Source organism: Janthinobacterium sp. C22 (assembly GCF_057919405.1).
Genome location: NZ_CP193659.1, coordinates 5,300,069 through 5,326,141, shown reverse-complemented (window position 1 = coordinate 5,326,141; position 26,073 = coordinate 5,300,069). Strand labels below are relative to the sequence as shown.

Genomic DNA, 26,073 nt, shown 5'->3' with positions numbered 1-26,073 from the left:
CCTTTGATCTGGCGCAATGCCCGCTTCAAAAGCGCCACCTACACTTGATCCCACGCAGAACAACCATAACAAGCGGGGAGAGACAGCAATGAAGGAACAAAAGGTAGCGTTGGTGACGGGTGGCATGGGCGGCCTGGGCACGGCCTTGTGCCGCCGCCTGCATGCGGCGGGCTTTGCCGTCGTGGCGGCGCATACACCGGGCAACACGCGGGTGGAAAGCTGGCTCGACGAGCAGCAGGCGCAGCAGTATTATTTTCATCCGCTGGCGCTCGACGTGACGGATTTTGCTGCCTGCAGCGAAGCCGTCGGCAGGGTGCTGGCGCAATTCGGCCGCATCGACGTGCTGGTCAACAACGCGGGCATCACGCGCGACCAAAGCATGCGCAAGATGGAGTTGCCGCACTGGTCCGAGGTCATGCGCACCAATCTCGACAGCCTGTTCAACATGAGCAAGCAGGTGCTGGAACCCATGCTGGAACAGAAATGGGGCCGCATCATCAATATCTCGTCCGTCAATGGCCAGAAGGGCGCGTTTGGCCAGTGCAACTACGCGGCCGCCAAGGCCGGCGTGCATGGCTTCAGCAAGGCGCTGGCGCTGGAAGTGGCGCGCCACGGCATCACCGTCAACACGGTCTCGCCCGGCTACCTGCGCACGCAGATGGTGACGGCCGTGCCGGCCGATATCCTGGAAACGAAGATCCTGCCGCAGATTCCCCTGGGCCGCCTGGGCGAGCCGGACGAGGTGGCGGCCCTGGTGGCATACCTGGCGTCCGACGAGGCGGCATTCGTCACGGGCGCGAATATCGCCATCAATGGCGGACAGCACATGAGCTGATCCGGGGTGCCGCGGGACACTTGAAGCTGGGCAATGGCAGTAGAGGAGACCCGTCCACCCAGCCGGCGCATAGACGCTGGCGGAGGACGGCAGGCAGCATGGTAGTCACGCTGGAAAACAGGGGGCAGGGCAGCGATGCCTTGCCCTTTGTTGTTGTGCCGCCGTCATGCTGCCGTCATGGTAGCGGGCGGCGGGCTTTCTCCAGCCGCGTCTGGCAATCGATGCACAGCCGCGCTTCGGGGCGCGCGTTCAGCCGCGACAGGCCGATGGCTTCGCCGCAGTTGTCGCACAGCCCGTAGCTGCCGTCGGCAAACTTGGCCAGCGCGTGCTTGATGATGGCCAGCTGCGCCTGATTGTGCTCGGCCGCTTCGCTGACGAGGGCGTTCAAGGTGCGCACGCTGGCATTGTCGGCCGGCGAGGCTTCGACTTCATTGAGCAGCGAGGCGCGCGCATCGGCCTCGGCCGTTTCATTCTCGATCTGTTCCTGCAGCGCCAGCTTGCGTTGCTCCAGCACGCCCTGCAGGCGCTGTAGCTGGTCTTGCGGCAATCCATTCATGGCGGTCCCCGATAGGAGTCACTCCTCTATGGTAGTCCAGGATGGGCGCTTCTGCTTGCGCTACTGCCCGCGCCGCGTTTGACGCGGCGCAGGCAGGCGCGGGCCGATCTATGCTGGCTCTTTCAGGCAGTTGACCATCCAGGCCACGCCGAACTGGTCTTTCAGCATGCCGAAGCGCTTGGCCCAGAATGTTTCCTCCAGGGGCATCTGGATGTTGCCGTCACGCGCCAGCGCGTCGAAGACCCGCTCCGCCTCCTCCGGCGTATCGACGGTCAGGCAGATCGAGCTGCCGCTCATGCCCTTGGCGCCCTCGTCGCAGCCGCCGTCCGAGCCCATCAGCATGGTGGGACCCAGCTGCACGGAGCCGTGCATGATCTTGTCATACCAGTCTTCCTTGACTTGCTCCTGCATCGGCGTGCCGCGGTACGGCATCAGGCACAGGTCGGTGCCATGCAGGTGCTGGCGGTAGTATTCCAGCGCTTGCGCGCAGTTTCCATCGAATTGCAAATACGGTTCGATACGCATGTTGGTCTCCTCTGGCAATCGCCCCGCAGGCACGATTGCCAGGCGGGGACGTCCCAGTATAGGCGCTCGCCGGCCGATTTCAATCAGTCCGGCGCCATCTCTTGCAGCCGCTCACGCACCTTGCCCAGGGTGCTGAGGATGCGCTCGGGATTGCCGGCCAGCACGGCGCTGCCCAGGTGCAACAAGCTCGTCGCCAGGCTGATCCAGTGCCGCACGTCGTCGTTGCGGGCGATGCGCAGGCGCACCGTGTCGAGCAGGCCGCTGAGCTGGCGCTGCGCCGTTTCCAGGCCCATTACCGTATGCCCGGCCGCATCGGCATACAGCTGGTTGGCTTGCTGACGCAAGGCCACTTCCAGGGCGAAGACGGCTTGCGCCTGGCTGTGGCTGATGCCGTTGGCGCCCTGGCTGGCGCGCTTGCGGATGGCGCGCATGACGGCGCCGTGCAATGTGACGGCCGCCTGCGACAGGCTGTCGGCCAGTTGCTCGACGCGCATGGCGCTGCTGAGGGCCGCTTCGCGGCGTTCGCTGCCGCCGCTCCTGCCTACCGATCCGTCCATCTTGCCTCCGTGGTGGTGAGGGCGGCAGCCAGCTGCGCGTGGCCGCGCGCCAGTGCCGCCAGTTGCCGGCGCGCCAGGGTATGGCGCAGGCCTAGCAGCCGGTATTCTTCGGTTTTGCTTTGCTGCATGGTTTTCGCCAGCACGGCCAGCAGGCGCTGCCGCGGCGTGTCCGCATACGCGATTTCCACGTCGAGCAAGCCGAGCACGATGTCGCGCTCGTTGTCGCCGCTTTTGTCGTACAGCGCCAGCAAGCTGTCGAGCGCGGCCAGCAGCGCTTGCAGGGGCGCGTCGCCGTCGTGCAGCACTTGCGCCAGGTGCGCCTGCTGGCTGGCCGCCCCGCCCAGGCGCGACAGCTGCTGCAGCAACAGGGTGTAGGCGCTGACGTGGCGGTCGTCGATGCCGCTGCCGGGCCAGGCGCGGATGGCGGCGCCCGCGCCGGCCAGTTCCGCCTGCACGTCATACGCATCGGCATTCGCCAGCCGGCCCAGCGCCTGCAGGTACAGGCGCACGGCCTGCGCCAGGCGCGCGACGTCCGCCTGCGCGGCGCGGCGCTGCGCATCGAGCACGCGTTCGCGCGCGTCTTCGGCCGGCGACAGATACGGGCGGGCGCGCTGGTAGCTGTCCACGTGGCGCTGCGACAGTTCGCCGAAGGCGGTCAAGGCATCGGTGCCGGCGGCCAGGGCGCGCACTTGCGCCAGGTCGGTGCGCGGGTTGGCGCAGCCGCACAGCACGACGGCCAGGAAGAGGCTCAGGTACAGGTTGAGGCACAGGGCGCGGCGAAGGCGGGCAGGCAGGGCGGACACGTCACCTCTCGACAGGAAATACTGTATGGAAAGGTATTGTCGTGCCGGCCTGCGCTGCCCGCCTTGTGCGGGCGCAAGCGCGCTGCGATCAGGCGCCCATTGTGCCCGTCGTGGCCGTCAATTGCTCGCGCCAGCCCAGTCCGGCCAAGGTGTCGCTGGCGGGACGGTATTCGCAGCCGACCCAGCCCGCGTAGCCGACCTGGTCCAGCAGCTTGAACAGGTGGCGGTAGTTGATCTCGCCCGTGCCCGGTTCATGGCGGCCCGGCGTGTCGGCGATCTGGATGTGGCGGATCAGGGGCAGCAGGGCGCGGATGGTGTTGCTCAGCTCGCCCTCCATGCGCTGCATGTGATAAATGTCGTACTGCAGGAAGATATTGCCGCGCTGGCAGTCGGCGATGATGTCGGCCGCCTGCTGGCTATGGTTCAGAAAGTAACCGGGCATGTCGTAGCGGTTGATCGGCTCGATCAGCACGTTGATGCCGTGCGGACGGCAGGCGTCGGCCGCAAATTGCAGGTTGCCGATCAGGCTTTGCCGCGCCCGCTCCAGGCTCATGCCGGGCGGCACGATGCCGGACATGCAGTGCAGCTGTTTCGCCCCCAGCGCCAGCGCATAGTTGAGCGCCAGCTGCACGTTGCTGCGGAATTCCTCGCCCCGGCGCGGGTCGCAGGCGATGCCCCGCTCGCCGTGCTCCCAGTCGCCGGGCGGGAAGTTGAAGACGGCCAGCTGCAGATGGTGGCGTTCCAGCCGCATGGCGATCTGCCGCGCCTCGACGGCATAGGGAAACAAAAACTCGACGGCATCGAAGCCCGCTTCCCTGGCGGCGGCAAAGCGGTCCAGGAAGGGCAGTTCGGTAAACATCATGCTGAGATTGGCAGCGAAGTTCGGCATGGCGGCACGCAGGTGAGGAAGATGGATACTATCCTAGCCCAAATCGGCAAAAGGTGGCGTGCATGAAAAAACCGTTCCAGAAGCAAGTCCTGGAACGGTTTTGATTGCTGCGATACGCGCTTACAAGCGGGTATTAGCGGCCGCGGCCGCCGGAGCGGTGGGAGGCCGCCGAACGCGGCGCATTGCCGGAACGGTTGCCGCCGCCACCGCCGCCCGCTGGGCCGGCGCTGCGTGGCTTGGCGCCGCCGCCGCCCGTTTTCACGCGCACCACGGCGCCGGCTGGCGCGCGGCTGTTGTTGCGGTGGCCGCCGGTGCCGCTGCGCAGTTGCACAGGCTGGGCGCGGGCGTTCAGGTCCGGTTCGAAGCCGGGGATGACTTCGCGCGGCAGCGTTTGCTTGATCAGCTTTTCGATGTCTTTCAACATTTCGTGCTCATCCACGCAGACCAGCGACACGGCTTCGCCCTTGGCGCCGGCACGGCCCGTGCGGCCGATACGGTGCACATAGTCTTCCGGAATGTTCGGCAAGTCGTAGTTGACGACGTGCGGCAATTGGTCGATGTCGATACCGCGCGCGGCGATGTCGGTGGCGACCAGCACTTGCAGGGTGCCGTCCTTGAACTCCGACAGGGCGCGCGTGCGGGCCGACTGGCTCTTGTTGCCGTGGATGGCCAGGGCGCCGATGCCGTCCGCGGCCAGCTGCTCGACCAGTTTATTCGCGCCATGCTTGGTGCGCGTAAAGACCAGCACTTGCGTCCAGTTGTTCGACTTGATCAGGTAGGACAGCATCGGGTGCTTCTTGTCGCGGTCGACGGGATGGATCTTTTGCTTGATCACTTCCACGGTCGAATTGCGGCGCGCCACTTCGATCATGGCCGGCTTGTTCAGCAAGCCGTCGGCCAGGGCCTTGATCTCTTCCGAGAACGTGGCCGAGAACAGCAGGTTCTGGCGTTTCGGCGGCAGCACGGCCAGCACTTTCTTGATGTCGCGGATGAAACCCATGTCGAGCATGCGGTCGGCTTCGTCCAGGATCAGGATTTCCACCTTCGACAGGTCGACCGTGCCCTGGCCCATGTGGTCGAGCAAACGGCCCGGCGTGGCGACGAGGATGTCGACGCCATGCTTGAGCTGCTTGATTTGCGGGTTGATGCCGACGCCGCCGAAGATCACGGCCGAGTTCAGCTTGGTGTACTTGCTGTAGGCGCGCACGCTTTCCTCGACCTGGGCGGCGAGTTCGCGCGTCGGCGCCAGGATCAGGGCCCGGATCGGACGCGTCGAGGTGTTGCTGGTGATGGCCGCGCCATTCGCGTCGGTCGACAGGCGGTGCAGCACGGGCAGGGTGAAGCCGGCCGTCTTGCCGGTGCCGGTTTGTGCGCCGGCCAGCAAGTCGCCACCAGCGAGCACGGCGGGAATCGCCTGCGACTGGATGGGGGTCGGCACGGTGTAGCCGTGTTCGGTAACGGCACGTACGATAGCGTCGGACAATCCGAGGGAGGAAAAGGACATGGTAACTTTATTGTGAGATCGGCCTGTCGCCATCGTGGGGCGCCAGTCGCAGGCAATCAGATTAGGGGTCGAAAGACAGCGGCAAGGGGACTGGTCATATGTGCCGCACACGCGAAGTATAACAGCCTGGCAAAAACGCGCCTGTTTTGTTTCAGGTTTGCAATGTCGCAAGTAAAGAAAAGTGAGGCAATGGCGCGCTGCCCTGGCGTAATTCTGGGTAAAATTCCTGTCTGCACCCCTTGCGCGGGGGATGGCCGCGCTGCCGGGGTTCTTGTTCCTGGAGGAATACCATGCGCATTGCCGATCTTCGCATCGCCACCCGCCTGTACGGCGGTTTTGGCGCCATTGTCCTGCTGCTGGCCGTCCTGGTCGCTGTTGCCACTTTGAACTTCTCGAAACTGGCCGACGCCAACGCCATCAATACCCATACTTATCAGGTGCTCAGTGAAAATGATGCCATCCTGGAAAGTCTGATCAATATGGAAACGGGGCAGCGCGGCTACGTGATCACGGGCGCGGAGGCGTCGCTGGAACCATATGTGCTGGGCAAGGCGGCATTCCGCGCGCATCTGGACAAGGCGCGCGCCCTGACCAGCGACAATCCTGCCCAGCAGGAACGCCTGGCGAAACTCGATGCCGCTCAGCAAGCCTGGCTGGCCCGCGCGCTCGATCCCGTGATCGCCCTGCGGCGCGCCGTGGCGCAGGGCACGGCCGCCATCGAGCCCGTGCTGGCGCTGGAAAAAGAGGGCCGCGGCAAGCAGGGCATGGATGCCATGCGCGCGCTGCTCAAGGAGGTGGGCGAGGCGGAAACGGCGCTGCTGGCGCAGCGTTCGCAGGCGCTGGCCGGCCTGCAGCTGCAAACGCGCTGGGTCTTGCTCGGTGGCGGCCTGGTGGCCCTGGTGCTGGCCGGCCTGGTGGCGATGTGGCTGGCAAGAAATATCAGCGTACCCTTGCGCTCGGCCATCGACGTGGCCAGGCAGGTGGCGCAGGGCGACCTGACGGTGCGGGTGGCGGTGCGCTCGAAGGATGAGACAGGCGAGTTGATGCAGGCATTGAAGGAGATGGCGGCCAGCCTGCTGCACATCGTCACCGAAGTGCGGGGCGGCACGCAAGCCATCGCCACGGCCTCGCGCCAGATTGCCTCGGGCAATCTCGACCTGTCGTCGCGCACGGAACAGCAGGCCAGTTCGCTGGAAGAAACCGCTTCGTCGATGGAGGAACTGACCGGCACGGTACAGCAGAACGCGCAGAATGCCCGCGAAGCCAACGGCCTGGCGGCGTCGGCCTCTGCCGTGGCTGGCAAGGGCGGCGCCGTGGTGGCGCAAGTGGTCGACACCATGGGGTCGATCAATGCCTCCTCGCGCAAGATCGTCGACATCATCGGCGTCATCGACGGCATCGCCTTCCAGACGAATATCCTGGCCCTGAACGCGGCCGTGGAGGCGGCCCGGGCGGGCGAGCAGGGGCGCGGCTTTGCCGTCGTCGCCACCGAAGTGCGCAACCTGGCGCAACGATCAAGCCAGGCCGCCAGGGAAATCAAGGCCCTGATCAACGATTCGGTGACGCAGGTGGAGAGCGGCGCGCGCCTGGTCGACGAGGCGGGCAGTACCATGCACGAGATCGTCGACAGCGTGCACAAGGTCAGCAGCATCGTGGGGCAGATCGCGGCCGCCAGCGACGAGCAGCGGACCGGCATCGAACAGGTCAACCAGGCCATCAGCGAAATGGATCACGTGACCCAGCAAAACGCTTCACTGGTGGAAGAGGCGGCCGCGGCTGCCGAAGCCATGCAGGAGCAGGCGGCGCGGCTGGCCGATGCGGTGGCCGTGTTCAAGACGGCGCAGACGGACGCCATCGCGGCGCCGGCACCCCGGCCCGCCGTGCGCCGCCCCGTGCCGCTCAAGGTGGCGCGCGCTCCCGCCCGCCTCAGCGGCAAGCCCGTGGCGCGCCATGCGCCGCAAGTTCCGGCCGGCAAGCAGCGCCCCGGGGACGATGAGTGGGACGAGTTTTAATGGCGGCGTCCGAGTGCATGCGACAGCTGTCGCAAATAGCGCTTGCGTGCGTGTGACTGTTGTCGCATAATTGTGTCAATAGTCACTCAAAGGATACACCATGAGCACGCCCTCCGTCACCGAACTGTCTTTATTGAAAGCCTTGTGGAAAGACCACCCGCTGTCCGCGCGCGAATTGCATGCCCGCGTGGAAGAAGAGCTGGGCTGGTCGTTTTCCTCCACGCGCAAGACGCTCGAACGCATGCTGGACAAGGGCATGCTGCTGCAGCGCAGCGTGCACGGCGTGCTCGTGTATGAGTCCAACGTGGACAAGGTGGCCACCCTGGCTGCGTTTGCCCACGACTTTGGCCGGCGCGTGATGGAGATCGACAGCCCCTTGCCGGTCAGTATGTTTACGGGCAGCAAACTGGTGGACCAGCAGGAACTGGCGGCGCTGGAACAGCTGCTGCACGACTGGCCTGCGGACGCGAAGGAATAGGCCATGACCCTGTTCGCCCTGACCTTGTTGCAGGCGACGGCCGCCTGCCTGTGCGCCGGCTTGCTGCTGCAGTGCTTGCTGCACCTGGCGCAGGGGCGCTGGCCCGCGCTGGCGGCCCAGCGAAGCGCATGGCTGGTGGCCGCGCTGGTGCTGGCCGCCGTGTTCCTGCTGCCGCTGCTGCCGCAGGGCCAGCAGATCAGCGTGGTACCCGAGTTCAGCCTGTCCGCCGCCGCGCAGGCAGCGCCCGAGGCGGCTTTGCCGATGGCCGCACCCGCGCCACGCTCCGCGCCCATGCCTGCGCCGCTGGTGGCAGCGCCATCGGTGATGACCTGGCTGAGCATGCTGGCCACGCTCTGGCTGGGTGTGTATCCGCTGGGCCTGGCCGTGCTGGCGTGGCGCCGCTGGCGTAGCCGCGGCACGCTGCGGACCTTGCTCCAGGCGGCGCGGCCGCTGGCGCCGGCAGCCTTGGCCGCGCATGGCGCGTTTGCGCCGGAGCAACTGCGCCAGCTGCAAGCCCAGCGCACCGCCGTGCTGGAAATCGACGCGCCTATCTCGGCCATGCTGGTGGGCGTGTGGCGGCAACGTTTGCTGTTGCCCGCGCATTTGCGGCAATTCACGGCCGAGCAGCAGCAACTGGTCATCGAACACGAACTGACGCATGCGCGCCGCCGCGATCCCGTGCTCCAGCTGCTGGCCAGCGGCGTGCAACTGCTGTTGTGGTTCAACCCGGCAGCGCGCTGGCTGGCAGGCAAGCTGGCCTGGGCGCAGGAACTGGGCTGCGACCGCCATGTGCTGGCTGGACGTCCGCAGCAGCAGCGCCGGGAATATGCGGCCGCGCTGGTGCGCCAGCTGGGCCTGCAAACCCGTGCCCCTGCCGGCCTGGCGTTTGGCGGCCAGCCCGACAGCATGCTGGAGCGCGTAGCCCGCATGCGCGACAGCAGCGCCGTCAAGATGCACTGGTGCGCCCGGCTGGCCATGGGCCTGGCCCTGTGCGCGCTGGGTGCGGCCAGCGTGGCCTTGCAGCCGGCACTGGCCTTGCAGCCGGCACCGGCCATGCAGCCAGCAAGGGCCTGGACATCGGCCGCGTCCCTTGCCAGCCCGGCCCCGCTTTCGGCCGCGGCGCCTGTCCATGCGCCGTGGCGCAATCCGCTCGCCACCATGCGCGTCACGGGTTTCTTTGGCGTGGTGCGCCCCATCACGCAGAAGGGCTTGCGCGGGATTGACCTGGCGGCGCGGCGCGGCACGCCCGTGCAGGCAGTGGCCGATGGCATCGCCACGGTGACGCAGGACGACTGGCTGGGCAAGGCCGTGCACATCGCCCATGGCGGCGGACTGCAATCGGTGTACGTCCACCTCGACAGCGTCGCGCTGGAAGACGGCGCCATCGTCGAGGCCGGCCAGCGCATCGGCACGGTGGGCGACACGGGCCGCGCGACGGGGCCGCACCTGCACTTCCAGGTGCGCCAGGACGGCCGCGTGCAAGATCCGCAGCGCTGGCTGGCCGGCCTGGATGCCAACGCCAGCGAGCGGGCCCTGCGCATGCGCAAGGAGCAGTTCGGCCGCTGACGCCGTACGGTTTTTTGTCACCCAGGAACAACAAACGGGGGCGGACTCGGCAGGGTCTGCCCCGGCGTGAGGCTCTTGGTTTTCACTGAAATATCCTTTCTTTCGGGAATCCCCATGCGATTGAGTATCTTGTTGTGCAGCCTCGCGCTGCCGTTGACGGCGCACGTCCGTGCCGAAGACATTCTCCCTTCCGTGACGGTCCATGCGGGCAAGGCGGAGCAGCGCCGCAACGACACCGTCGCCGCCATCGTCGTCGGCCGCGATGAATTGATACGCCAGGGCGACCGCGTGCTGTCCGATGCCCTGAAGCGCCTGCCCGGCATTTCCATCGGCGGGCCGTCCGGCGCGGCTGCGGGCGCCGCTGGCGGGCAAATCCAGATGCGTGGCCTGGGCCAGGGCTATACCTTGATCATGCTCGATGGCGTGCCCGTGGCGCCCGGCTTTTCGCTCGACGCCCTGGACCCGGAACTGGTCGAGCGCGTGGAAATCATGCGCGCCGCCACGGCGGAATTTTCCACCCAGGCGATCGCCGGTTCCATCAACATCGTGCTGAAAAAATCGGGCGGGCGGCGCGAACGCACGTTCAAGCTGGGCGCGTCCGCCAGCCACGGCATGCCCGCCGGCAGCGCCACCGTGCAGTGGTCGGACAAGGATGGACGCCTGTCGTACGCGCTGGCCGGCACGCTCAGCCATACGGGACGCGAAGCGCTGCTCGACGAGTGGAACCGCGAATTCGATGGCGGCGGTGCGCCCACGGTGGTGCGCCACGTGCCGCTCACCGAGCGCGTGACGAGCGACGGCATCGAGCTGGCGCCCCGCGTGCAATGGGCGCTGGCGGGGAGGGCAGCCTGGCCTGGCAAAGCCTGGTCAACGTGCGCCGCCTGGCCAGCCGCCGCCACGCGCTGGAAACGGCTTACCTGGGCGGCACGACCGCCTATCCGGAGACCCAGGCGCATTTCAACCAGGACAGCAGCACCGTGCGCAGCGACCTGCACTGGCTGCGCAAGCTCGACCATGGCGCCAGTCTCGACGTGAAGCTGGGCGCCAGCGTCAACCACCGCGCCAATGATTATCAGTTCCTGGGCCGCGGCGCGGCGCCGGGACAGGGCATCACGCGCCTGGTCGATTCGGGCCTGGACGAGGTGGGCGTGCAGGCGAGCGGCACCTACCGCCGCGCGCTGGGCGAACACCACGCGCTGGCGGCGGGCTGGGATGCGGGGTACCGCCGGCGCACGGATTTTCGCCGCGAACGCCAGCTGGAGCCGGGCGGCCTTCCCGTGCTCAGCGACGAAGATTATGCGGCCACGGTGCGGCGCCTGGCCCTGTTCGCGCAGGATGAATGGGAACTTTCCGCGCATTGGTCGCTGTACCTGGGCTTGCGCTGGGAAACCTGGCGCACGGCCAGCGCCACGGGCGGCGGCGAGCCGGTCGACGTGCGCGCGCAGGTATGGAGCCCCTTGCTGCAAAGCCTGTGGAAGTCCGGCGGCAAGCAGCAGGTGCGCCTGGCCGTCACGCGCACCTACAAGGCGCCGCAGATTTTCGAGCTGATCCCGCGCCCGTACACGGTCGACAATGGCAACAGTCCCACGAATCCCGACACCCAGGGCAATCCGGCGCTGCGCCCGGAACTGGCGTGGGGCCTCGATGCCGCCTATGAATACTATCCGGGCGCGGGCGCCATGCTGGGCGCCAGCGCCTCGCTGCGGCGCATCAGCGACGTGATGCTGGAGCGCCTGTATCAGGACAACGGGCGCTGGGTGAGCACGCCCGTCAACCAGGGACATGCCGGCGTGCGCTCGATCGCGCTGGAAGCGAAGCTGCCCTTGACGGCGCTGTGGGCGGGCGCCCCCGCGCTGGACTTGCGGGCCAACGTGGCGCGCAACTGGTCGAGGCTCGATGCCGTGCCCGGCCCCGATAGCCGCCTCGACAGCCAGCTGCCGTGGAGCGCCAACGTGGGAGGGGACTACCAGCTGGCCCGCCTGCCCCTGAGCCTGGGCGCAGACCTGAGTTACCAGGCGGGCGGGCGCTCGCGCGAGTCCGGCCAGCTGCTGGCCTGGCAGGGCGGCAGGCGCGAACTCGATATGTACGCGTTGTGGAAAGTCAGCGACAGGCTGCGCCTGCGTCTGTCGGGCGCCAACCTGCTGGGGCAGGATTACCGCACGCGCAGCCTGTATGCGGATGGCGCGCGCAGCGTGCTGCGCACGCTCGATACGGGCAGCTACCGCAGCTGGCGGCTGATGCTGGAGGGGACCCTGTAGCCGGCCTAGTCGTCGATCTCGTCGACGGTGTAGCTGACGCCCTGCGCCTCGAGGTAGCCGCGCACGGCGTCCAGGCCGTGCCACGGGTCGGGGCGCAGGTGCTGGCATATATACAGACCGGCGTCCGTCAGCCTGGCGTCGGTGTCGGGCATGGCGCCGCTGGTCGCGCGCGGCGCCTGCGGCAGCGCCGCCAGCAGCTGTTCGAGGTGCTGGCGCTGGCGCGGCGCCAGGCTGGCCGCGATCCTGAATTCAAATCCCATGTTCTTCCCCTTGTGCGTCTGTCGGTGTGCTTATTTTATATCATCGAAAAAATTGCACATAGCTTGGCATTCTTTCCGTTTTTGTTTTCAAAGTATCTCGTCCATACTGCACAGCACTGGCCCGGCACACACAGCGTGACGCAAGGGCAGGAGCAGAAGCACCGCACAAGGACCTCTCTTTTTTCATATTCAATTATTTTCACTAAGGAAAACATCATGCCTATCGCCACCGCCCAAGCCGCCCACAAACTGCTGACTCCAAACGATCATACCCTGATCATGATCGACCACCAGTCGCAGATGGCGTTCGCCACCCGCTCGATCGACCTGGCCTTGCTGCGCAACAATGCGGCCCTGGTGGCCAAGGCGGCGGCGGAGTTCAAGGTGCCGGCGATTCTGACGACGGTGGCCGCCAAATCGTTCTCCGGCCCCATCTTTGACGAGATCCAGTCCGTCTTCCCCGAGCAGGCGCCGATCGACCGCACCAGTATGAACACCTGGGAAGACGCGCGCATCGCCGACAAGGTGAATGGCTACGGCAAGGGCAAGATCGTGCTGGCCGGCCTGTGGACCTCCGTCTGCATCGTGGGCCCTGCGCTGTCGGCGCTGGAGCAGGGTTTCGAGGTGTACGTGATCGCCGACGCCAGCGGCGACGTCTCCGACGAAGCGCATGCGATGGCCATGCAGCGCATGATACAGGCGGGCGCGCAGCCGATGACGTCCGTGCAATACCTGCTGGAACTGCAGCGCGACTGGGCCCGCGGCGAGACCTACAACGAGACGGTGGCGACGGCCGTGGCGCACGGCGGCGGCTATGGCCTGGGCTTGATCTACGCCAAATCCATGTTCAACGCCAGCGAAGGCCATTGATTTTTCACTGACTCCGGCTCCGCCGCCCGCCGGCGGGGCCGTGTTTTCACCTGATCCGGGAGTACCCATGCACGCAAACACGATCTTGCTCAATGGCCGTTTCCATACGGTCGACCGGACGCGGCCGCTGGCGTCCGCCGTCGCCATCGCCGATGGCAAATTCCTCGCCGTCGGCGACCTTGAAGACGTGATGCGCCATCGCGGCCCCGCCACGCAGCTGATCGACCTGGCCGGCCGCACCGTGATTCCCGGCCTGAACGACTCGCACCTGCACCTGATACGGGGCGGTTTGAACTACAACCTGGAATTGCGCTGGGAAGGCGTGCCCTCGCTGGCCGACGCCCTGCGCATGCTGAAGGAACAGGCGCTGCGCACGCCGCACCCGCAATGGGTGCGCGTGGTGGGCGGCTGGACGGAATTCCAGTTCGCGGAAAAGCGCATGCCGACGCTGGACGAAATCAACGCGGCCGCGCCCGACACGCCCGTCTTCATCCTGCACCTGTACGACCGCGCCCTGCTGAATCGCGCCGCCCTGCGCGCCGTCGGCTACGACAAGAACACGCCGAACCCGCCGGGCGGCGAAATCGTGCGCGATGCATCGGGCAACCCGACCGGCTTGCTGATCGCCCGGCCGAACGCCATGATCCTGTATGCGACCCTGGCGAAAGGCCCGAAGCTGCCGCTGGAATTGCAGGTCAATTCCACGCGCCAGTTCATGCGCGAACTCAACCGTCTCGGCATCACCAGCGCCATCGACGCGGGCGGCGGCTTCCAGAATTATCCCGAGGATTACGCCGTCGTCGACGAACTGGCGCAAAAGGAACAGCTGACGATCCGCATCGCCTACAACCTGTTCACGCAAAACAAGGGCGCGGAATTGCAGGACTTCCAGAAGTGGACTGGCATGATCAAGCCCGGCGACGGCACGGATTACTATCGCCACAACGGCGCCGGCGAAATGCTGGTGTTTTCCGCCGCCGACTTCGAGGATTTCCTCGAGCCGCGTCCCGAGCTGGCGGCCGGCATGGAAGACGAGCTGGAAAAGGTCGTGCGCCACCTGGTCGAGCAGCGCTGGCCGTTCCGCCTGCACGCCACCTATGACGAATCGATCGGCCGCATGCTCGACGTGTTTGAAAAGGTCAACCGCGACACGCCGTTCGGCGGCCTGCACTGGCTGTTCGACCACGCTGAAACCATCAGTCCGGAAAATATCGACCGCGTGAAGGCGCTGGGCGGCGGCCTGGCCATCCAGCACCGCATGGCTTTCCAGGGCGAATACTTTGTCGAGCGCTACGGCGCGCAGGCGGCCAAGGCTACGCCGCCCGTGCAGCGCATGCTGGACGCGGGCGTGCCCGTGGGCGGCGGCACGGATGCGACCAGGGTCGCCAGCTACAACCCATGGACGGCGCTGTACTGGCTCGTATCGGGGCGCACCGTGGGCGGCCTGGCCCTGACGGATGCGGCGGGCAGGCTCTCGCGCGACACGGCGCTGGAGCTGTGGACGGCGGGCAGCGCCTGGTTCTCGAGCGAGCAGGGCAAGAAGGGGCGCATCCGCGAAGGCATGCTGGCCGACCTTGCCGTGCTGTCGGCTGATTATTTCGCGGTGCCGGAAGAGGCGATCAAGTCCATCGAATCCGTGCTGACCATGGTGGGCGGCAAGGTCGTCTACGGCCAGGGGCCATTTTCCTCGCTGGCGCCGCCGGCGATCCCTGTGCTGCCCGAATGGTCGCCCGTGCGCACGGTGCCCGGCCATTACCGCCCCGTGGCCAGGCCGGCGCAGGCGCAAGCCATGCTGCCGCACCAGTGCGCGGGTGCCTGCGGCGTGCATGCGCATGCGCACGACCGGGCGCGCAAGTCGGCCGTGCCGGTTGCCGACTTTTCCGGCTTCTGGGGCACCCTGGGCTGCAGCTGCTTTGCCTTCTAGATGGCGGCCGGGCCTTATCTGGAAATGCGCAGGATGGCCGAAGCGAGCCGCGTGAAACATGGGCTCAGCTCGCTTTCGGTGGCCGCATAGCAGTACAGGCCCGCGGGTTCGGCCGGCTTGCGGCAAGCCGCCTTTGCATCGGTGGTGTTGGCCAGGCAGCGCAGTAAGTCTTCGCCCAGCTCGTTGTCCGGCCCTTCCTTGGTTTTCAGCGAGGCGCCCATGCCCAGGGTAAAGACGAAAATGCCTTCCTGGCGCGCTTTTGCCGCCATCGCTTCGACCAGGTTGCGCGAGGCGCGGTGCACATTCGTCCATTGCGCTTGCGCCGTTGCGGTGGAAGCGGTCACGACGCGGGGCGTATTGGTGACGATGGGAAACTCGCGCAGCGCCGCGTCATTATTCGCGTTATACCATGTGGGAAGCCCGGTGATCTGACTGGCGGCGCAATCGCCGTATTGGAGCGAGTCGCTCACTTTCATCCTGTACAGGCCCGCCAATGCCGGGTTTTGCAGTTTCGGAAAGGTGGCGAGGCCGCCTGCGTCCTTGCATTTGTTGTCCTTGTTGGGAAAGTACGCGGAAAACGCCGCCGGCGAGCCATCGGAAAAAAACACGATGACGCGCAGGCTGGAGCGGTTCAGTTGTTCGATATCGTTCAGCTGTTTGCGCGCCTGGAACATGCCGGCGGAAGAATTGGTGCCGCCGACAAACGTGAATTGATCGATCTTTCCATTTTTCATGGTCATGCTGCCGCGGTCGAAACCGCGCTCGACCTGCCTGATCGGGACATCGATCTGCGCTTCCGAAGCGAAGTGCAGCAAGCCGACCCGGTCGACCGTGGAATTGAATTTGTCCAGGAAGGACTTGCCCGCCGCCCGCACGGCGTCCGCATTGTTTTTCAGCGAACCGGACGTATCCATCACCAGCACCATGTCCAGGTCCTTGCGGATGGTTTGCGCGCTGGCGGCCACGTTCAGGGTCTTGAAGCCGAGTATGCCCATCAGCGAGACGGGCAGCGAGGCGGTGGCCGAGACGTCGATGGTGACGGTGCCTCTGTCGAACGTGACGTCGACGGGATTGAGGACCGGCGTCGAGAGCAGGAAGTTGTCCGGATAATTAATGTCGAAAAACTCCCTGGCCGACTGGCGCGCGCTGGCCCGCTGTTCCGCTTCCGAATTGCCCGCCGTGATGCCGCGCGCCGCCGCCAGGCTGGCCGAGTCGACGGCCGCATTGAGCTTGGCCTTGACGAAGTAGCCGAGGGCGGAATCGACGGCCAGGCCCACCGAGGCGATGAGGACGACGGCCGACAGCGCCACCATGATCAGCACTTGGCCGCCTTGCCGTGTGTGTGGAGTGCGCATCAGAATACCGTCATCGAAGTGAGATCGGGGCCCAGCACGGGCGTCGTGCTGTTGCCAAATTTCAAGGTGCCGAACAGCATGTCGAAATCGTAGAACGTTTCCACGGCGTAGATCAGTTCGCCATCGGCCAACTGGTTCTGCATCAATGCCACCGTGGGGGCATGCTCGTCCCTGGCGATGCCGGTGCACGTGCCGTCGCTCCAGCTGCCGCACTGCCACACCTGGCTGGCGGGCAGGTAGCCGCTGGCCCTGGCGCCGGCCTCCCAGCGGTATTGTTCCAGCACGATATTGCGCAAGCCGCTTTTCGCCGTGTAGCCCATGATCTTGGTGATGTAGATCATGCCGCGCCTCTTCATGTCCAGCGGCGGCGTGCTGGCGGCCAGCGCATTCATGATGGCCTGGCCCGAGCCGCCCAGGTCGGACGTGGAGCGCGAGGCCAGGTTGGCGCCTTCGCGGCTGATGTTGAGCAGGATGGTCTTGGCCTGGATGGCGCGCGACAGGTCGGCCAGCATGAACAGCAGCAGCGCCAGCAGCGGCAGCACGATGGCCAGTTCCACGGCGGCGATGCCGCGCGCGGCGCGCGGCGCAGGAGGGCGGGCGCGCATCACAGGCCGCCAAAGCTTTCATTGCGCATGGTGGCGGCCACGACGAAATGCGCCTGCCCGTCGCGGAACAGGGCACGGATCATCGGCGTGGCAAACGCCCAGCGGCAATCGACGGAGATGACGACGATATCGCCGGCCTGGCCGAACATGGCGGCGCCGACCGCATCGCTGCCGTTGACGGAGATCACGGGGCTGACCTTGTCATACATGCCCATGGAACTGTCGCGTATTTTTTGCATCACGGCCTGGTAGCGCTGCTGGTTGGCGCTGTCGGGGTCGAGGTCCTTGGCCCCCGTGACGGCATAGCGCGCGCCTTCGCGCACCGCGTGCTGCATGGTCATATTGGCAAAATACGCCATGCTCAATTCGATGATGCCGATTATCAGCATGAGAAAGGCCGGTGTTATCAGGGCCAATTCCAGCAAGGTGGCGCCGCCCTGTGCGCCGGGCTTGCGGAATATGGGGGAGTCGGCCTGTTTTAAACGCATGGGAGTAATCCGGTTAAGTGCCGCGATGAAGAATGCCGGGTGGCTGGCATTGCGCCATTTGACTGGCGATTATTCTATATCGATTTTCAAGGGCATGGCCGCCATTTAAATTATTACAGGTCAAGATAATCGAAATTAACTGCCTTATTTCAAGTGTGCGGGTCCCGTCCCTACAGGGCCGGGAGTAATATGCGCGGGTATGAAAACAGGCCTGGTGTCAGGATTGTCCTGCGTGCAGGCAAGGACTTGTTGTGCAAGGTGAAGCAATAAACATGCTGCAATGTAAGCAACAGCAGCGGTGGCAGCAGCGATGGCGCGCCGGCGGCCCGCCCGCCCTGGCCGCGCTGACCATCCATCGGCACGCGCCCGGCGTGCGGCGCCCGCCGGCGTGGGTCACGCACCGCGTTTGCGCGTGCCGGCCCGGCGCCTCTTCCTTCGTGCCCCCATGACTTCCTCCCCTGCGCGCGGCTGCGGAGGCGCGCGCGGACGACGTAGGCAACCCGATTCGGATCAACAACATTCCCCGAAGGGAATGGGCTACACGTTAAGAGGTAAAGCATGTCAACAAAAAATGTCATACGCGTCATGCTGGTGTCGGACCACAAGACCTGGCTGTGGGGACTGGAGCAGCTGCTCGCCGGCGCCCAGCCGGCAATGCAGGTGGTGGCCAGCGCCACCGAGATCGACGGCGCGCTGCTGCTGGCCCGGACCCTGTGTCCCGACGTCATCGTGCTCGACGCCGATCTGGGCTGCGGCGACGCCTGCGCCATCGATTATCTGCCGCAGCTGCTCGGCAATGGCGTCTCGCGGGCATTGCTGTTTCGCGGCACGCAGGACCAGGCCGCATGCGGGCGCGCCGTGCGCAGCGGCGCGCGCGCGGTGGTGGGCAAGGAGACGCCCGTCAAGCAAATGGTCGACGCCATCGTCCGCCTGCATCAGGGCGAGTTGTGCCTGGATCCGGCGTTGCTCGACAGCATGCTGGGCGTGCTGAACAAGCCGGAAGCGGCGCCCGATCCGGAAGAACAGCGGATCGCCAGGCTGACGCTGAAGGAGCGCAAGATCGTCGCCATGATGGTGGAAGGAAATGGCGCGCTGAACCGTGCGATAGCCCAGCGCGCTTTTATCTCGGAGCAAACCTTGCGCAATCATCTGACATCGATCTACAGCAAGCTCGATGTCACCAACCGCCTGGAATTATATGTGTACGCCACCCGCAACCGGCTGGCCGAGCCCGTCCACGCGGAATGACAGTACATATGTCCTGATTATAGACAAAAAATTAAGATGGTTTGTACTGCGCATAAAATGACTTTTCTCTGATTCGATTTAATGTTTGTTTATATAAAATACACGCATCAGAAATTGGCAAATAAAAACAAGGTGAATGTTTTTATTTTCAGACTGTATTTTCAGTTTTTATCATGTTTAAAACTTGACCTGAAAGGGAATAATATGAATTGCATTAAAAACTTTATCGCCGAAGAAGATGGCGTGACCGCCATCGAATATGCGCTGATCGCCGCGCTGGTGGCGGCCGCACTGGTCACGGCCGTCGGCTATTTCACCACCGGCCTCGATGGCGCCTTCAAGGCCATCGGCACCAAGTTGACGGGCGCGGCGATCTAACACCCCTGCCCACCGCGCCGCACCCCGGCAGGCCGGTTGCCCATGCGCACCGGCCTGCCGGCTTCCCGCCCAACGATGCGCATGCCGTCATGCGCTCGGCTTGCATCAGGTACACGATGGACCCTCATTCTTTCTGGACGTTCAGCCCCGCCATAGTCTTGTGGGGGCTGCTGGCCGCCGCTGTCTGGCATGACGCGCGCCGCCGGCGCATTCCCAACCGCCTGGTATTTTCCGGCGCCTTGCTCGGCGTGCTGCTCAACAGCCTGGCGTTGCCCGGGCTGACGCCGGCCGGGCCGTGGCTGGCCTTGGGCGGCCTGGCCGTCGGCCTGGGCTTGCTGCTGCCCATGTATGCGCTGAAGGCGCTGGGCGCGGGCGACGTCAAGCTGATGGCGATGGTGGGCGCCTTTGTCGGTCCGCGCCCCGCCGTGTCTGTCGTGCTGTGCAGCCTGCTTGCTGGCGGCGTGCTGGCGCTGGCCGTCGCCCTGTGCCAGGGCACGCTGCGCCAGACGTTGGCCAATGCCCGCCAATTGCTGCTGCAAGGCTGGCTGCGCGCCGCGGCAGGCGAGGCGCCGCAGGTCGGCGCGCCCGCGCTGCCAAGCGGCAGCCTGCCGTACGCGATCGCCATTGCCGCCGGCACCGCCATCTGGCTGGCCCTGGCGGCTGGCGGGTTTGCATGATGTGCCCGTCCGGAAACCCAAGTTTTACCAAGAGGATAAATCATGAGAAATAGCCGCGTTGCGATCGTGCTGTTGCTGGCGTTGCTGATGGCGGGCGGCGCCGTGCTGGCGGCGGCGCGCTGGATGTCAGGGCAGGGCGCGCCGGCCAGCCAGACGGTGATGGTCGCGCTGGTCGATATCGGCGTGGGCGCGAAGGTGACGCCGGCCATGCTGCGCGGCATGGACTGGCCGGCGGGCGCCCTGCCGCCGGGGGCGTTTGGCGAGGCCGGCGCGCTGGACGGGCGCATCACGCGCAGTGCCGTCAGCAGGGGCGAGCCTGTACTGGAAAGCAAGCTCGCGCCGCCTGGCGCCACCGGTGGCCTGTCGGCCATCGTCGCTGCCGGCAAGCGCGCCATGACCGTGCGCGTCAACGACGTGGTGGGCGTGGCCGGCTTCGCGCTGCCGGGCAACTTCGTCGACATTCTCGTGCATACGCAGGATGACCGTGCCAGGCCCGCGGGCGGCGGGCCGCTGGCCATTTCAAAGATCGTGCTGGAACGCATCCTGGTGCTGGCCGTGGCGCAGGAGTCCGGCCGCGACGACAACAAGCCCAAGGTGGTCAATGCCGTGACCCTGGAGCTGACGCCGGAGCAGGTGGAAAAGCTGGACCTGGCGCGCAGCGTGGGCAGCCTGTCGCTGGTGCTGCGCAACCAGGTCGATCCGGCGCCCGCCGACACGGGCGGCGCCACCAAGGAGTCGCTGCTGGAATTGAAGGCGCCGGCGGCAGCGCCCGTGCGCGCGGCGCGGCGCCCGGCGGCCCCGGCACGCGCTGCCGCGCGCGACAGCGTCACCGTCATCAAGGGCATGGATACCAGCGTCCAGCAATTTTAAATCAGCAGGCAAGCAAGGATGATCGATGAACACATTTAGTAAGCACGCCCCGGGTGCGGGCATGCGCCTGGCCTTGACCCTGGCCTTGGGCGGCGCGGCGGCGGGCCTGGCCTGGCCCGGCGGCGCCGGCGCGGCGGCGCCTTCCCGGCAGGCCGTCATGACGCCCGTCGCGGCGCCGCCCATGTCGCTGGGCGCCGATATCGCCCGCCTGGGCGCGCCCGTGCGCATCGCCGTGGGCAAGTCCACCTTGCGCAGTCTGAGCCTGCCGGTGTCGCAGATCGCCGTCAACGATCCCCGCGTGGCCGGCGCCAGGATGCTGGGCTCGTCCAGCCAGCTGTTCGTCTGGGGCCTGGCCCCGGGCAGCACCAACCTGATCCTGTGGGACCGGCAGCAGCGCCCCGTGATCGTCGATATTGAAGTCGAGATCGATGTCGAGGGCTTGCAGGCGCAGCTGGCCTATGTCTTCCCCGGCGAACACGCCGTCAAGGCGGGCGCGGCCGGCGGCAGCATCGTGCTGTCGGGGCAGGTCAGCGACAGCGTCAAGGCCAGCCAGATCCTTGAGATGGCGCAAGCCTATGCCCAGCGCGGCGCGGGCGAAGCGGCGGCGCCGGCCGACGGTGCCGCCAGCACTGCCAATGCCGCCGCCGGCGTCAAGGTCATCAATATGCTGACGGTCGCGGCGCCGCAGCAGGTCATGCTGGAAGTGAAGATCGCCGAAGTGTCGAAGACCCTGGTCGACCAGCTGGGCGCGAGCGTGGGCATCAGCGGCACGCGCGGCAACTGGAGCTACGGCCTGCTGTCGAACCTGCTTAGCGGCCACCCCAGCCAGCTGGGCGCCGTCAACGGCAAGAATGGCAACGGTCTCACGCTCGATGCGCAAAAGCGCGACGGCCTGGTCAAGGTGCTGGCCGAACCGAACATCATGGCCATCAGTGGCCAGGAAGCCAGTTTCCTCGCGGGCGGCAAGATTTTCATTCCGGTCGCGCAAGACAGCACCACCAACAAGATCACGCTGGAGGAAAAGGAATTCGGCATTGCCGTCAAGTTCACGCCCACCGTGCTGGAAGGCGGACGCATCAACCTGAAGGTGGCGCCGGAAGTGTCGGAGCTGAACCGCGAAGGCATCGGCATCACCACCGGCGGGGGCGCCGCCGCCAACGCGGTGCTGCCGGCCTTTACCACGCGGCGCACCACCACGACGGTGCAGCTGTTCGACGGCCAGAGTTTTGCCGTCGGCGGTTTGATCAAGAACAATGTGACGACCAATATCAAGGCCTTGCCCTTCCTGGGCGAGATTCCCGTGCTGGGCGCGCTGTTCCGCAGCAGCGATTTCCAGACGGACCGCACGGAACTCGTCTTCATCATCACGCCGCACCTGGTCAAGCCGCTCGACAGTGAGATCGTGCTGCCGACCGATGCCTATGTGGCACCCAGCCGCGGCGAGTTCTTCTTGCAGGGAAAAATGGAAGGCGCCGCCGCGCCACGGCCGCGGCAGGAAGCGGCCACGCAGTCAGCGCCGGCCGGCCCGGACATTCAATAGGAGCCCATCATGCAGCATGCCGTTTTCCTTCCCCTACTGCTGGCCGCGCTGGCCGCCAGCGGCTGCGCCGCCACCCCGAACCTGGACCGCCAGTTCGGCCACAGCGTCGCGCAACTGCGCCAGCGCCAAGTGCTGTCGCCGCAGGCGGGCGCGAACCGCGACCCCGTGGCCGGCATGGACGGCAAGGCCGCCCAGGCCGCCTACGCGGCGTACCAGAAAAGCTTTGCCGCGCCCGCGCCGCAAGCGGCCGCCTTCACCATCGGCGTCGGGGCGCGCAAGTGAGCCTGGCACCGTCATCACAGAACCAGCAAGGCCTATCGTGAAAATCGCCATCAATTCCAGGGATGAAAAAACGCTGTCCGCGCTGGGCCAGCTGCTGCGCGGCCGCAACCGGCTCGACGAGATCAGCGCGGGCGGCGAAACGCTCGAACCGCTGCAGGCGGCGCCGTCGCCGCCCGACGTGCTGATCTTCGACCGCCCGTCGAACGACGGCGCCGACCTGGCCGCCATCGAGCGCCTCAGCAACCTGCATCCGCGCATGGCCTTCATCGTGCTGTGCCACCAGCAGCCGCCCGAATTCCTGTTGCAGGCCATGCGCGCGGGCGTGCGCGACGTGCTGCCGTTTCCCGCCGCGCCAGCCAGCCTGTATGCGGCGCTCGAACGCATCGAGGAAAAGCTGGAGCGGCGCGAGCATGGCCATGGCAAGGTGCTGGCCTTCATCTCGTGCAAGGGCGGCAGCGGCGCCACCTTCATCGCCAGCAACCTCGGTTATGCGCTGGCCGCCGGCGGCCAGCAGCGCGTGGCCCTGATCGACATGAACCTGCATTTTGGCGACGCCTCGCTGTTCGTCTCCGAGCACAAGCCGCTGGCCACGCTGTCGGACGTCACGCGCGACATCCACCGGCTCGATTCCTCGTTCCTGGGATCGAGCATGCTGCACATCCTGCCCAACTACAGCGTGCTGGCCGCGCCCGAGGACCCGGCCCACGCCAGCGAAGTGGCGCCCGAACACATCGACGCCATCATCCGGCAGGCCAGGCGCCAATACGATTTCATCGTGCTCGACGTGGGCCGCAACCTCGACGCCGTCAGCGTGCGCGCGCTGGACCACGCCGACATGATCTTTCCCGTGCTGCAGGCGACCTTGCCCTACATCCGCGACGGCAAGCGCCTGCTGGGCATGTTCCGCTCGCTCGAATACGCCAGTGACAAGGTGCATATCATCGTCAACCGCCACGACAAGGGCGGCGAGATCCGCCTGCGCGACCTGGAAGCGGCGTATGGCACGTCCGTCTACCGCACGGTGCCGAATCACTACGCCTCGGCGGCCGCCTCGGTCAACCAGGGCGTGCCGATTTTACAGCTCGACAAAGCCAGCCCGATCACCCGCTCGCTGCAGGAATTCGCCGCCAGCCTGGCCGGCGGCGCGGCCGGCACGGCGCGCCAGGGCTGGCTGGGCCGCGTCCTGCGGCGCGCCTGATTCACGCGCTTGATCCATATCATAGAACAGGAGCATTTCATGGCTGGTTCCCCCATCGCCGCCTTGTCCATCCGCGAACGGCTCGGCAGCGCCAAGATCGCCGCGCTCGCGCCGCAACGCATGGCGGCCATCGACAACCGCGGCTACCGCGACCTCAAGCTGCGCATCCATGGCCTGCTGCTCGAACGGGTCGACCTGGAAAGCATGCAGCGCCTGTCGCAGGAGCGCATCCGCGAAGAATTGCGCGCCCTGGTCGAGCGCTTGCTGGACGAGGAGGCGGTGGTCATCAACGAGGCCGAGCGCAGGAGCCTGACGCGCGACATCCAGCACGAGATGCTGGGCTTCGGCCCGCTGGAAACCCTGCTGTCGGACGCCGGCGTGTCGGACATCCTCGTCAACGGCCACCAGCAGGTCTATGTGGAGCGCGGCGGCCGGCTGGAGCTGACCGACGTCAGTTTCGACGATGACGCCCACCTGATGAAAATCATCGACAAGATCGTCTCGCGCGTGGGCCGGCGCATCGACGAATCGAGCCCCATGGTCGATGCGCGCCTGCCCGACGGTTCGCGCGTCAACGCCATCATCCCGCCGCTGGCCATCGACGGCCCCGTGATGTCGATCCGGCGCTTTTCCGTCGATCCGCTGCGCCTGGCCGACCTGGTCGCCTACCGCAGCATGACGGCGGAGATGGCCGAGGTGCTGCAGGGCCTGGGCAAGGCGAAGATGAACATCCTCATTTCCGGCGGCACGGGCAGCGGCAAGACCACCATGCTCAACGTGATTTCCGGCTTTATCGGCAATACCGAACGCATCGTCACGGTGGAAGACGCGGCCGAACTGCAATTACAGCAGCCGCACGTGGTGCGGCTGGAAACGCGGCCCGCGAATATCGAAGGCAAGGGCGAAGTGAGCCAGCGCGCGCTGGTGCGCAATGCGCTGCGCATGCGCCCCGACCGCATCATCCTGGGCGAGGTGCGCGGTGCCGAGGCGCTCGACATGCTGGGCGCCATGAACACGGGCCACGAAGGCTCGATGGCCACCATCCACGCCAACACGCCGCGCGACGCGCTGACGCGGCTGGAAAACATGATCAGCATGGCGGCGGCCAACCTGCCCAGCAAGGCTATCCGGCAGCAGATCAGCTCGGCCGTGTCGGTGGTGGTGCAAGTGTCGCGCCTGATCGACGGCAAGCGCAAGGTGACGTCGATCCAGGAAATCACGGGCATGGAAGGGGAGGTCATCACGATGCAGGAAATCTTCAGTTTCCGGCAGACGGGCGTGGCCGAGGGCGGCGCGGTGGTCGGGCATTTTTCGGCCAGCGGCATCCGCCCGCGCTTCCTCGAGCGCCTGAACAGCTTTGGCATCGGCGTGCCGGCCTCGCTGTTCGAACCCACGGCGGCGGGACGCTGACCCGCCATGCTTTCCTACCTTGTGTATCTGTTGATTTTCCTGGCCGTCCTGCTGCTCGTGGCTGGCGCCTGGCTGGCGTGGCAGGCGGCGCGGGGGCCGGGCGCGGCGCGCGTGGCGCGGCGCCTGCAAGCCATGTATACGGCCAGTGATGGCGAACAGGCGCTGTCGATCACCAAGCAGCGTCCGCTGAGCGTCCATCCCTTCCTGCAAGGCGTGCTGGAGGGATTGCCCGGCGCGCGGCGCATCGAGCAGCTATTGCTGCAGGCGGGCATGCGCTGGCTCGTGGCCGGTTTCCTCGGCTATTGCGTACTCGGCGCGGCGGTGGGTCTGCTGCTGGCCGGCGCGCTGCCCCTGCCCTGGTATGTGCGCCTGGGCCTGGGCGCGGGCGGCGCCATGCTGCCGTATCTGCTGGTGCGCCGCGCCAGGAGCCGGCGGCTGGTGCGCATCGAGCAGCAGTTGCCGGATGCGCTCGACCTGATGGGCCGCGCCATGCGCGCCGGCCATGCCTTTCCCACCGCCCTGAAAATGGTGGGCGAGGAGATGACGGGGCCGCTGGCCGAGGAATTTCGCGCCGTGTTCGACGAAGTCAGTTTCGGCGTCGCGATGGCCGATGCGCTGGGCAACCTGGCCGCGCGCGTGCCCAGCACGGACTTGCGCTATGTCGTCATCGCCGTGCTGATCCAGCGCGAAACGGGCGGCAACCTGACTGAATTGCTGGGCAGCATCAGCGCCATCATCCGCGACCGCCTGAAATTGCTGGGACAGGTGCGCGTACTGTCGGCCGAAGGGCGCATGTCGGCCTGGGTCCTGGGCCTGCTGCCGTTCGGCGCGGCGCTGATGATGCACGTGATGAATCCGCAGTTTATCGCCGTGCTGTACACGGATGGGGGCGGGCGCAAGATGGTCGGCGTGGCGCTGGGCTTGCTGATGGTTGGCGTGCTCTGCATCAGAAAAATTATCCATATCCGGGTGTGACATGAAAGAA

General features: G+C 66.2%; 27 protein-coding genes. 17 read left to right on the top strand and 10 right to left on the bottom strand.

Features of this window, described 5'->3' with window-relative positions:
• Window positions 1-88 precede the first annotated feature (88 nt).
• A complete protein-coding gene (gene phbB, locus ACRHIG_RS24865; RefSeq protein WP_489628243.1) occupies window positions 89-835 on the top strand; it encodes an acetoacetyl-CoA reductase in 747 nt (248 codons plus the stop codon).
• A gap of 175 nt (window positions 836-1,010) precedes the next feature.
• Here the strand turns inward: phbB and ACRHIG_RS24860 are convergent, their stop codons facing one another.
• From ACRHIG_RS24860 to ACRHIG_RS24835, 6 genes are all read right to left on the bottom strand, one after another.
• Entirely contained in the window at window positions 1,011-1,391 is a 381-nt protein-coding gene (locus ACRHIG_RS24860) for a TraR/DksA family transcriptional regulator (protein WP_475413687.1), read from the bottom strand.
• A gap of 108 nt (window positions 1,392-1,499) precedes the next feature.
• The gene (locus ACRHIG_RS24855) at window positions 1,500-1,916 is read right to left on the bottom strand and encodes a VOC family protein (protein ID WP_475413686.1); all 417 of its coding nucleotides are present in this window, start codon (window positions 1,914-1,916) and stop codon (window positions 1,500-1,502) included.
• An 83-nt stretch (window positions 1,917-1,999) separates the two neighbouring features.
• Window positions 2,000-2,473: a hypothetical protein gene (locus ACRHIG_RS24850; protein WP_475413685.1), complete on the bottom strand. Its 474-nt coding sequence runs from the start codon at window positions 2,471-2,473 to the stop codon at window positions 2,000-2,002.
• Window positions 2,458-3,276: a hypothetical protein gene (locus ACRHIG_RS24845; RefSeq protein ID WP_489628242.1), complete on the bottom strand. Its 819-nt coding sequence runs from the start codon at window positions 3,274-3,276 to the stop codon at window positions 2,458-2,460. Before ACRHIG_RS24845 ends, ACRHIG_RS24850 begins: the two co-directional genes overlap by 16 nt.
• An 88-nt stretch (window positions 3,277-3,364) precedes the next feature.
• Complete coding sequence (gene otnI / locus ACRHIG_RS24840; RefSeq protein WP_475413683.1) at window positions 3,365-4,165, bottom strand: 2-oxo-tetronate isomerase; 801 nt, start codon at window positions 4,163-4,165, stop codon at window positions 3,365-3,367.
• A gap of 133 nt (window positions 4,166-4,298) precedes the next feature.
• Entirely contained in the window at window positions 4,299-5,669 is a 1,371-nt protein-coding gene (locus ACRHIG_RS24835) for a DEAD/DEAH box helicase (protein ID WP_489628241.1), read from the bottom strand.
• Between the two features lie 290 nt (window positions 5,670-5,959).
• Between ACRHIG_RS24835 and ACRHIG_RS24830 the strand changes: the two genes are divergently transcribed.
• The 5 genes from ACRHIG_RS24830 (at window position 5,960) to ACRHIG_RS24810 (ending at window position 11,983) form a co-directional block, all read left to right on the top strand.
• Complete coding sequence (locus tag ACRHIG_RS24830) at window positions 5,960-7,681, top strand: methyl-accepting chemotaxis protein (protein WP_489628240.1); 1,722 nt, start codon at window positions 5,960-5,962, stop codon at window positions 7,679-7,681.
• Between the two features lie 100 nt (window positions 7,682-7,781).
• A complete protein-coding gene (locus ACRHIG_RS24825) occupies window positions 7,782-8,159 on the top strand; it encodes a BlaI/MecI/CopY family transcriptional regulator (RefSeq protein WP_436542119.1) in 378 nt (125 codons plus the stop codon).
• Window positions 8,160-8,162: 3 nt separating this feature from the next.
• Complete coding sequence (locus ACRHIG_RS24820) at window positions 8,163-9,725, top strand: M56 family metallopeptidase (protein ID WP_489628239.1); 1,563 nt, start codon at window positions 8,163-8,165, stop codon at window positions 9,723-9,725.
• A 114-nt stretch (window positions 9,726-9,839) separates the two neighbouring features.
• A complete protein-coding gene (locus ACRHIG_RS24815; protein ID WP_489628238.1) occupies window positions 9,840-10,760 on the top strand; it encodes a TonB-dependent receptor plug domain-containing protein in 921 nt (306 codons plus the stop codon).
• Window positions 10,643-11,983: a TonB-dependent receptor domain-containing protein gene (locus ACRHIG_RS24810; protein WP_489630871.1), complete on the top strand. Its 1,341-nt coding sequence runs from the start codon at window positions 10,643-10,645 to the stop codon at window positions 11,981-11,983. Before ACRHIG_RS24815 ends, ACRHIG_RS24810 begins: the two co-directional genes overlap by 118 nt.
• A gap of 5 nt (window positions 11,984-11,988) precedes the next feature.
• Here ACRHIG_RS24810 and ACRHIG_RS24805 read toward each other — a convergent pair whose 3' ends face one another.
• Window positions 11,989-12,243, bottom strand: coding sequence for a hypothetical protein (locus tag ACRHIG_RS24805; protein ID WP_489628237.1), 255 nt, complete (start codon window positions 12,241-12,243; stop codon window positions 11,989-11,991).
• A 216-nt stretch (window positions 12,244-12,459) separates the two neighbouring features.
• On the opposite strand from ACRHIG_RS24805, the gene ACRHIG_RS24800 reads away from it, so the two are divergent.
• On the top strand, window positions 12,460-13,113 hold the full coding sequence (locus tag ACRHIG_RS24800) for a hydrolase (protein WP_489628236.1): 654 nt from the start codon (window positions 12,460-12,462) through the stop codon (window positions 13,111-13,113).
• A gap of 67 nt (window positions 13,114-13,180) precedes the next feature.
• A complete protein-coding gene (locus ACRHIG_RS24795; protein WP_489628235.1) occupies window positions 13,181-15,037 on the top strand; it encodes an amidohydrolase in 1,857 nt (618 codons plus the stop codon).
• A 14-nt stretch (window positions 15,038-15,051) separates the two neighbouring features.
• On the opposite strand, the gene ACRHIG_RS24790 is transcribed toward ACRHIG_RS24795, so the two are convergent.
• From ACRHIG_RS24790 to ACRHIG_RS24780, 3 genes are read right to left on the bottom strand one after another with little or no spacing between them, the layout of a single operon-like run.
• Complete coding sequence (locus ACRHIG_RS24790) at window positions 15,052-16,392, bottom strand: vWA domain-containing protein (RefSeq protein ID WP_489628234.1); 1,341 nt, start codon at window positions 16,390-16,392, stop codon at window positions 15,052-15,054.
• The gene (locus ACRHIG_RS24785; RefSeq protein ID WP_489628233.1) at window positions 16,392-16,997 is read right to left on the bottom strand and encodes a TadE/TadG family type IV pilus assembly protein; all 606 of its coding nucleotides are present in this window, start codon (window positions 16,995-16,997) and stop codon (window positions 16,392-16,394) included. The genes ACRHIG_RS24790 and ACRHIG_RS24785 overlap by 1 nt, the downstream gene beginning before the upstream one ends.
• Window positions 16,997-17,485 (bottom strand): TadE family protein, encoded by a 489-nt coding sequence (locus ACRHIG_RS24780; RefSeq protein WP_475413674.1) that lies wholly within the window; start codon window positions 17,483-17,485, stop codon window positions 16,997-16,999. Before ACRHIG_RS24780 ends, ACRHIG_RS24785 begins: the two co-directional genes overlap by 1 nt.
• A 558-nt stretch (window positions 17,486-18,043) precedes the next feature.
• On the opposite strand from ACRHIG_RS24780, the gene ACRHIG_RS24775 reads away from it, so the two are divergent.
• The 9 genes from ACRHIG_RS24775 to ACRHIG_RS24735 all read left to right on the top strand — a co-directional run bounded on the left by ACRHIG_RS24775 (window position 18,044) and on the right by ACRHIG_RS24735 (window position 26,063).
• The gene (locus ACRHIG_RS24775) at window positions 18,044-18,733 is read left to right on the top strand and encodes a LuxR C-terminal-related transcriptional regulator (RefSeq protein WP_489628232.1); all 690 of its coding nucleotides are present in this window, start codon (window positions 18,044-18,046) and stop codon (window positions 18,731-18,733) included.
• A 204-nt stretch (window positions 18,734-18,937) separates the two neighbouring features.
• Window positions 18,938-19,111: a Flp family type IVb pilin gene (locus ACRHIG_RS24770; RefSeq protein WP_070304077.1), complete on the top strand. Its 174-nt coding sequence runs from the start codon at window positions 18,938-18,940 to the stop codon at window positions 19,109-19,111.
• A 116-nt stretch (window positions 19,112-19,227) separates the two neighbouring features.
• Window positions 19,228-19,788 (top strand): A24 family peptidase, encoded by a 561-nt coding sequence (locus tag ACRHIG_RS24765; RefSeq protein ID WP_489628231.1) that lies wholly within the window; start codon window positions 19,228-19,230, stop codon window positions 19,786-19,788.
• Between the two features lie 42 nt (window positions 19,789-19,830).
• Window positions 19,831-20,658 carry a Flp pilus assembly protein CpaB gene (cpaB, locus tag ACRHIG_RS24760; protein ID WP_489628230.1) on the top strand — a complete coding sequence of 276 codons (828 nt, stop codon included), beginning with the start codon at window positions 19,831-19,833 and terminating at the stop codon, window positions 20,656-20,658.
• A 25-nt stretch (window positions 20,659-20,683) separates the two neighbouring features.
• Window positions 20,684-22,198 (top strand): type II and III secretion system protein family protein, encoded by a 1,515-nt coding sequence (locus tag ACRHIG_RS24755; protein ID WP_489628229.1) that lies wholly within the window; start codon window positions 20,684-20,686, stop codon window positions 22,196-22,198.
• Window positions 22,199-22,207: 9 nt separating this feature from the next.
• Window positions 22,208-22,480 (top strand): hypothetical protein, encoded by a 273-nt coding sequence (locus ACRHIG_RS24750; RefSeq protein WP_489628228.1) that lies wholly within the window; start codon window positions 22,208-22,210, stop codon window positions 22,478-22,480.
• 37 nt (window positions 22,481-22,517) lie between these two features.
• Window positions 22,518-23,678, top strand: a complete 1,161-nt coding sequence (locus tag ACRHIG_RS24745; RefSeq protein ID WP_489628227.1) for a CpaE/TadZ family protein — start codon at window positions 22,518-22,520, stop codon at window positions 23,676-23,678.
• 63 nt (window positions 23,679-23,741) lie between these two features.
• Window positions 23,742-25,088 carry a TadA family conjugal transfer-associated ATPase gene (locus ACRHIG_RS24740; RefSeq protein ID WP_475413730.1) on the top strand — a complete coding sequence of 449 codons (1,347 nt, stop codon included), beginning with the start codon at window positions 23,742-23,744 and terminating at the stop codon, window positions 25,086-25,088.
• Between the two features lie 6 nt (window positions 25,089-25,094).
• Complete coding sequence (locus ACRHIG_RS24735; RefSeq protein ID WP_489628226.1) at window positions 25,095-26,063, top strand: type II secretion system F family protein; 969 nt, start codon at window positions 25,095-25,097, stop codon at window positions 26,061-26,063.
• Window positions 26,064-26,073: the final 10 nt, after the last annotated feature.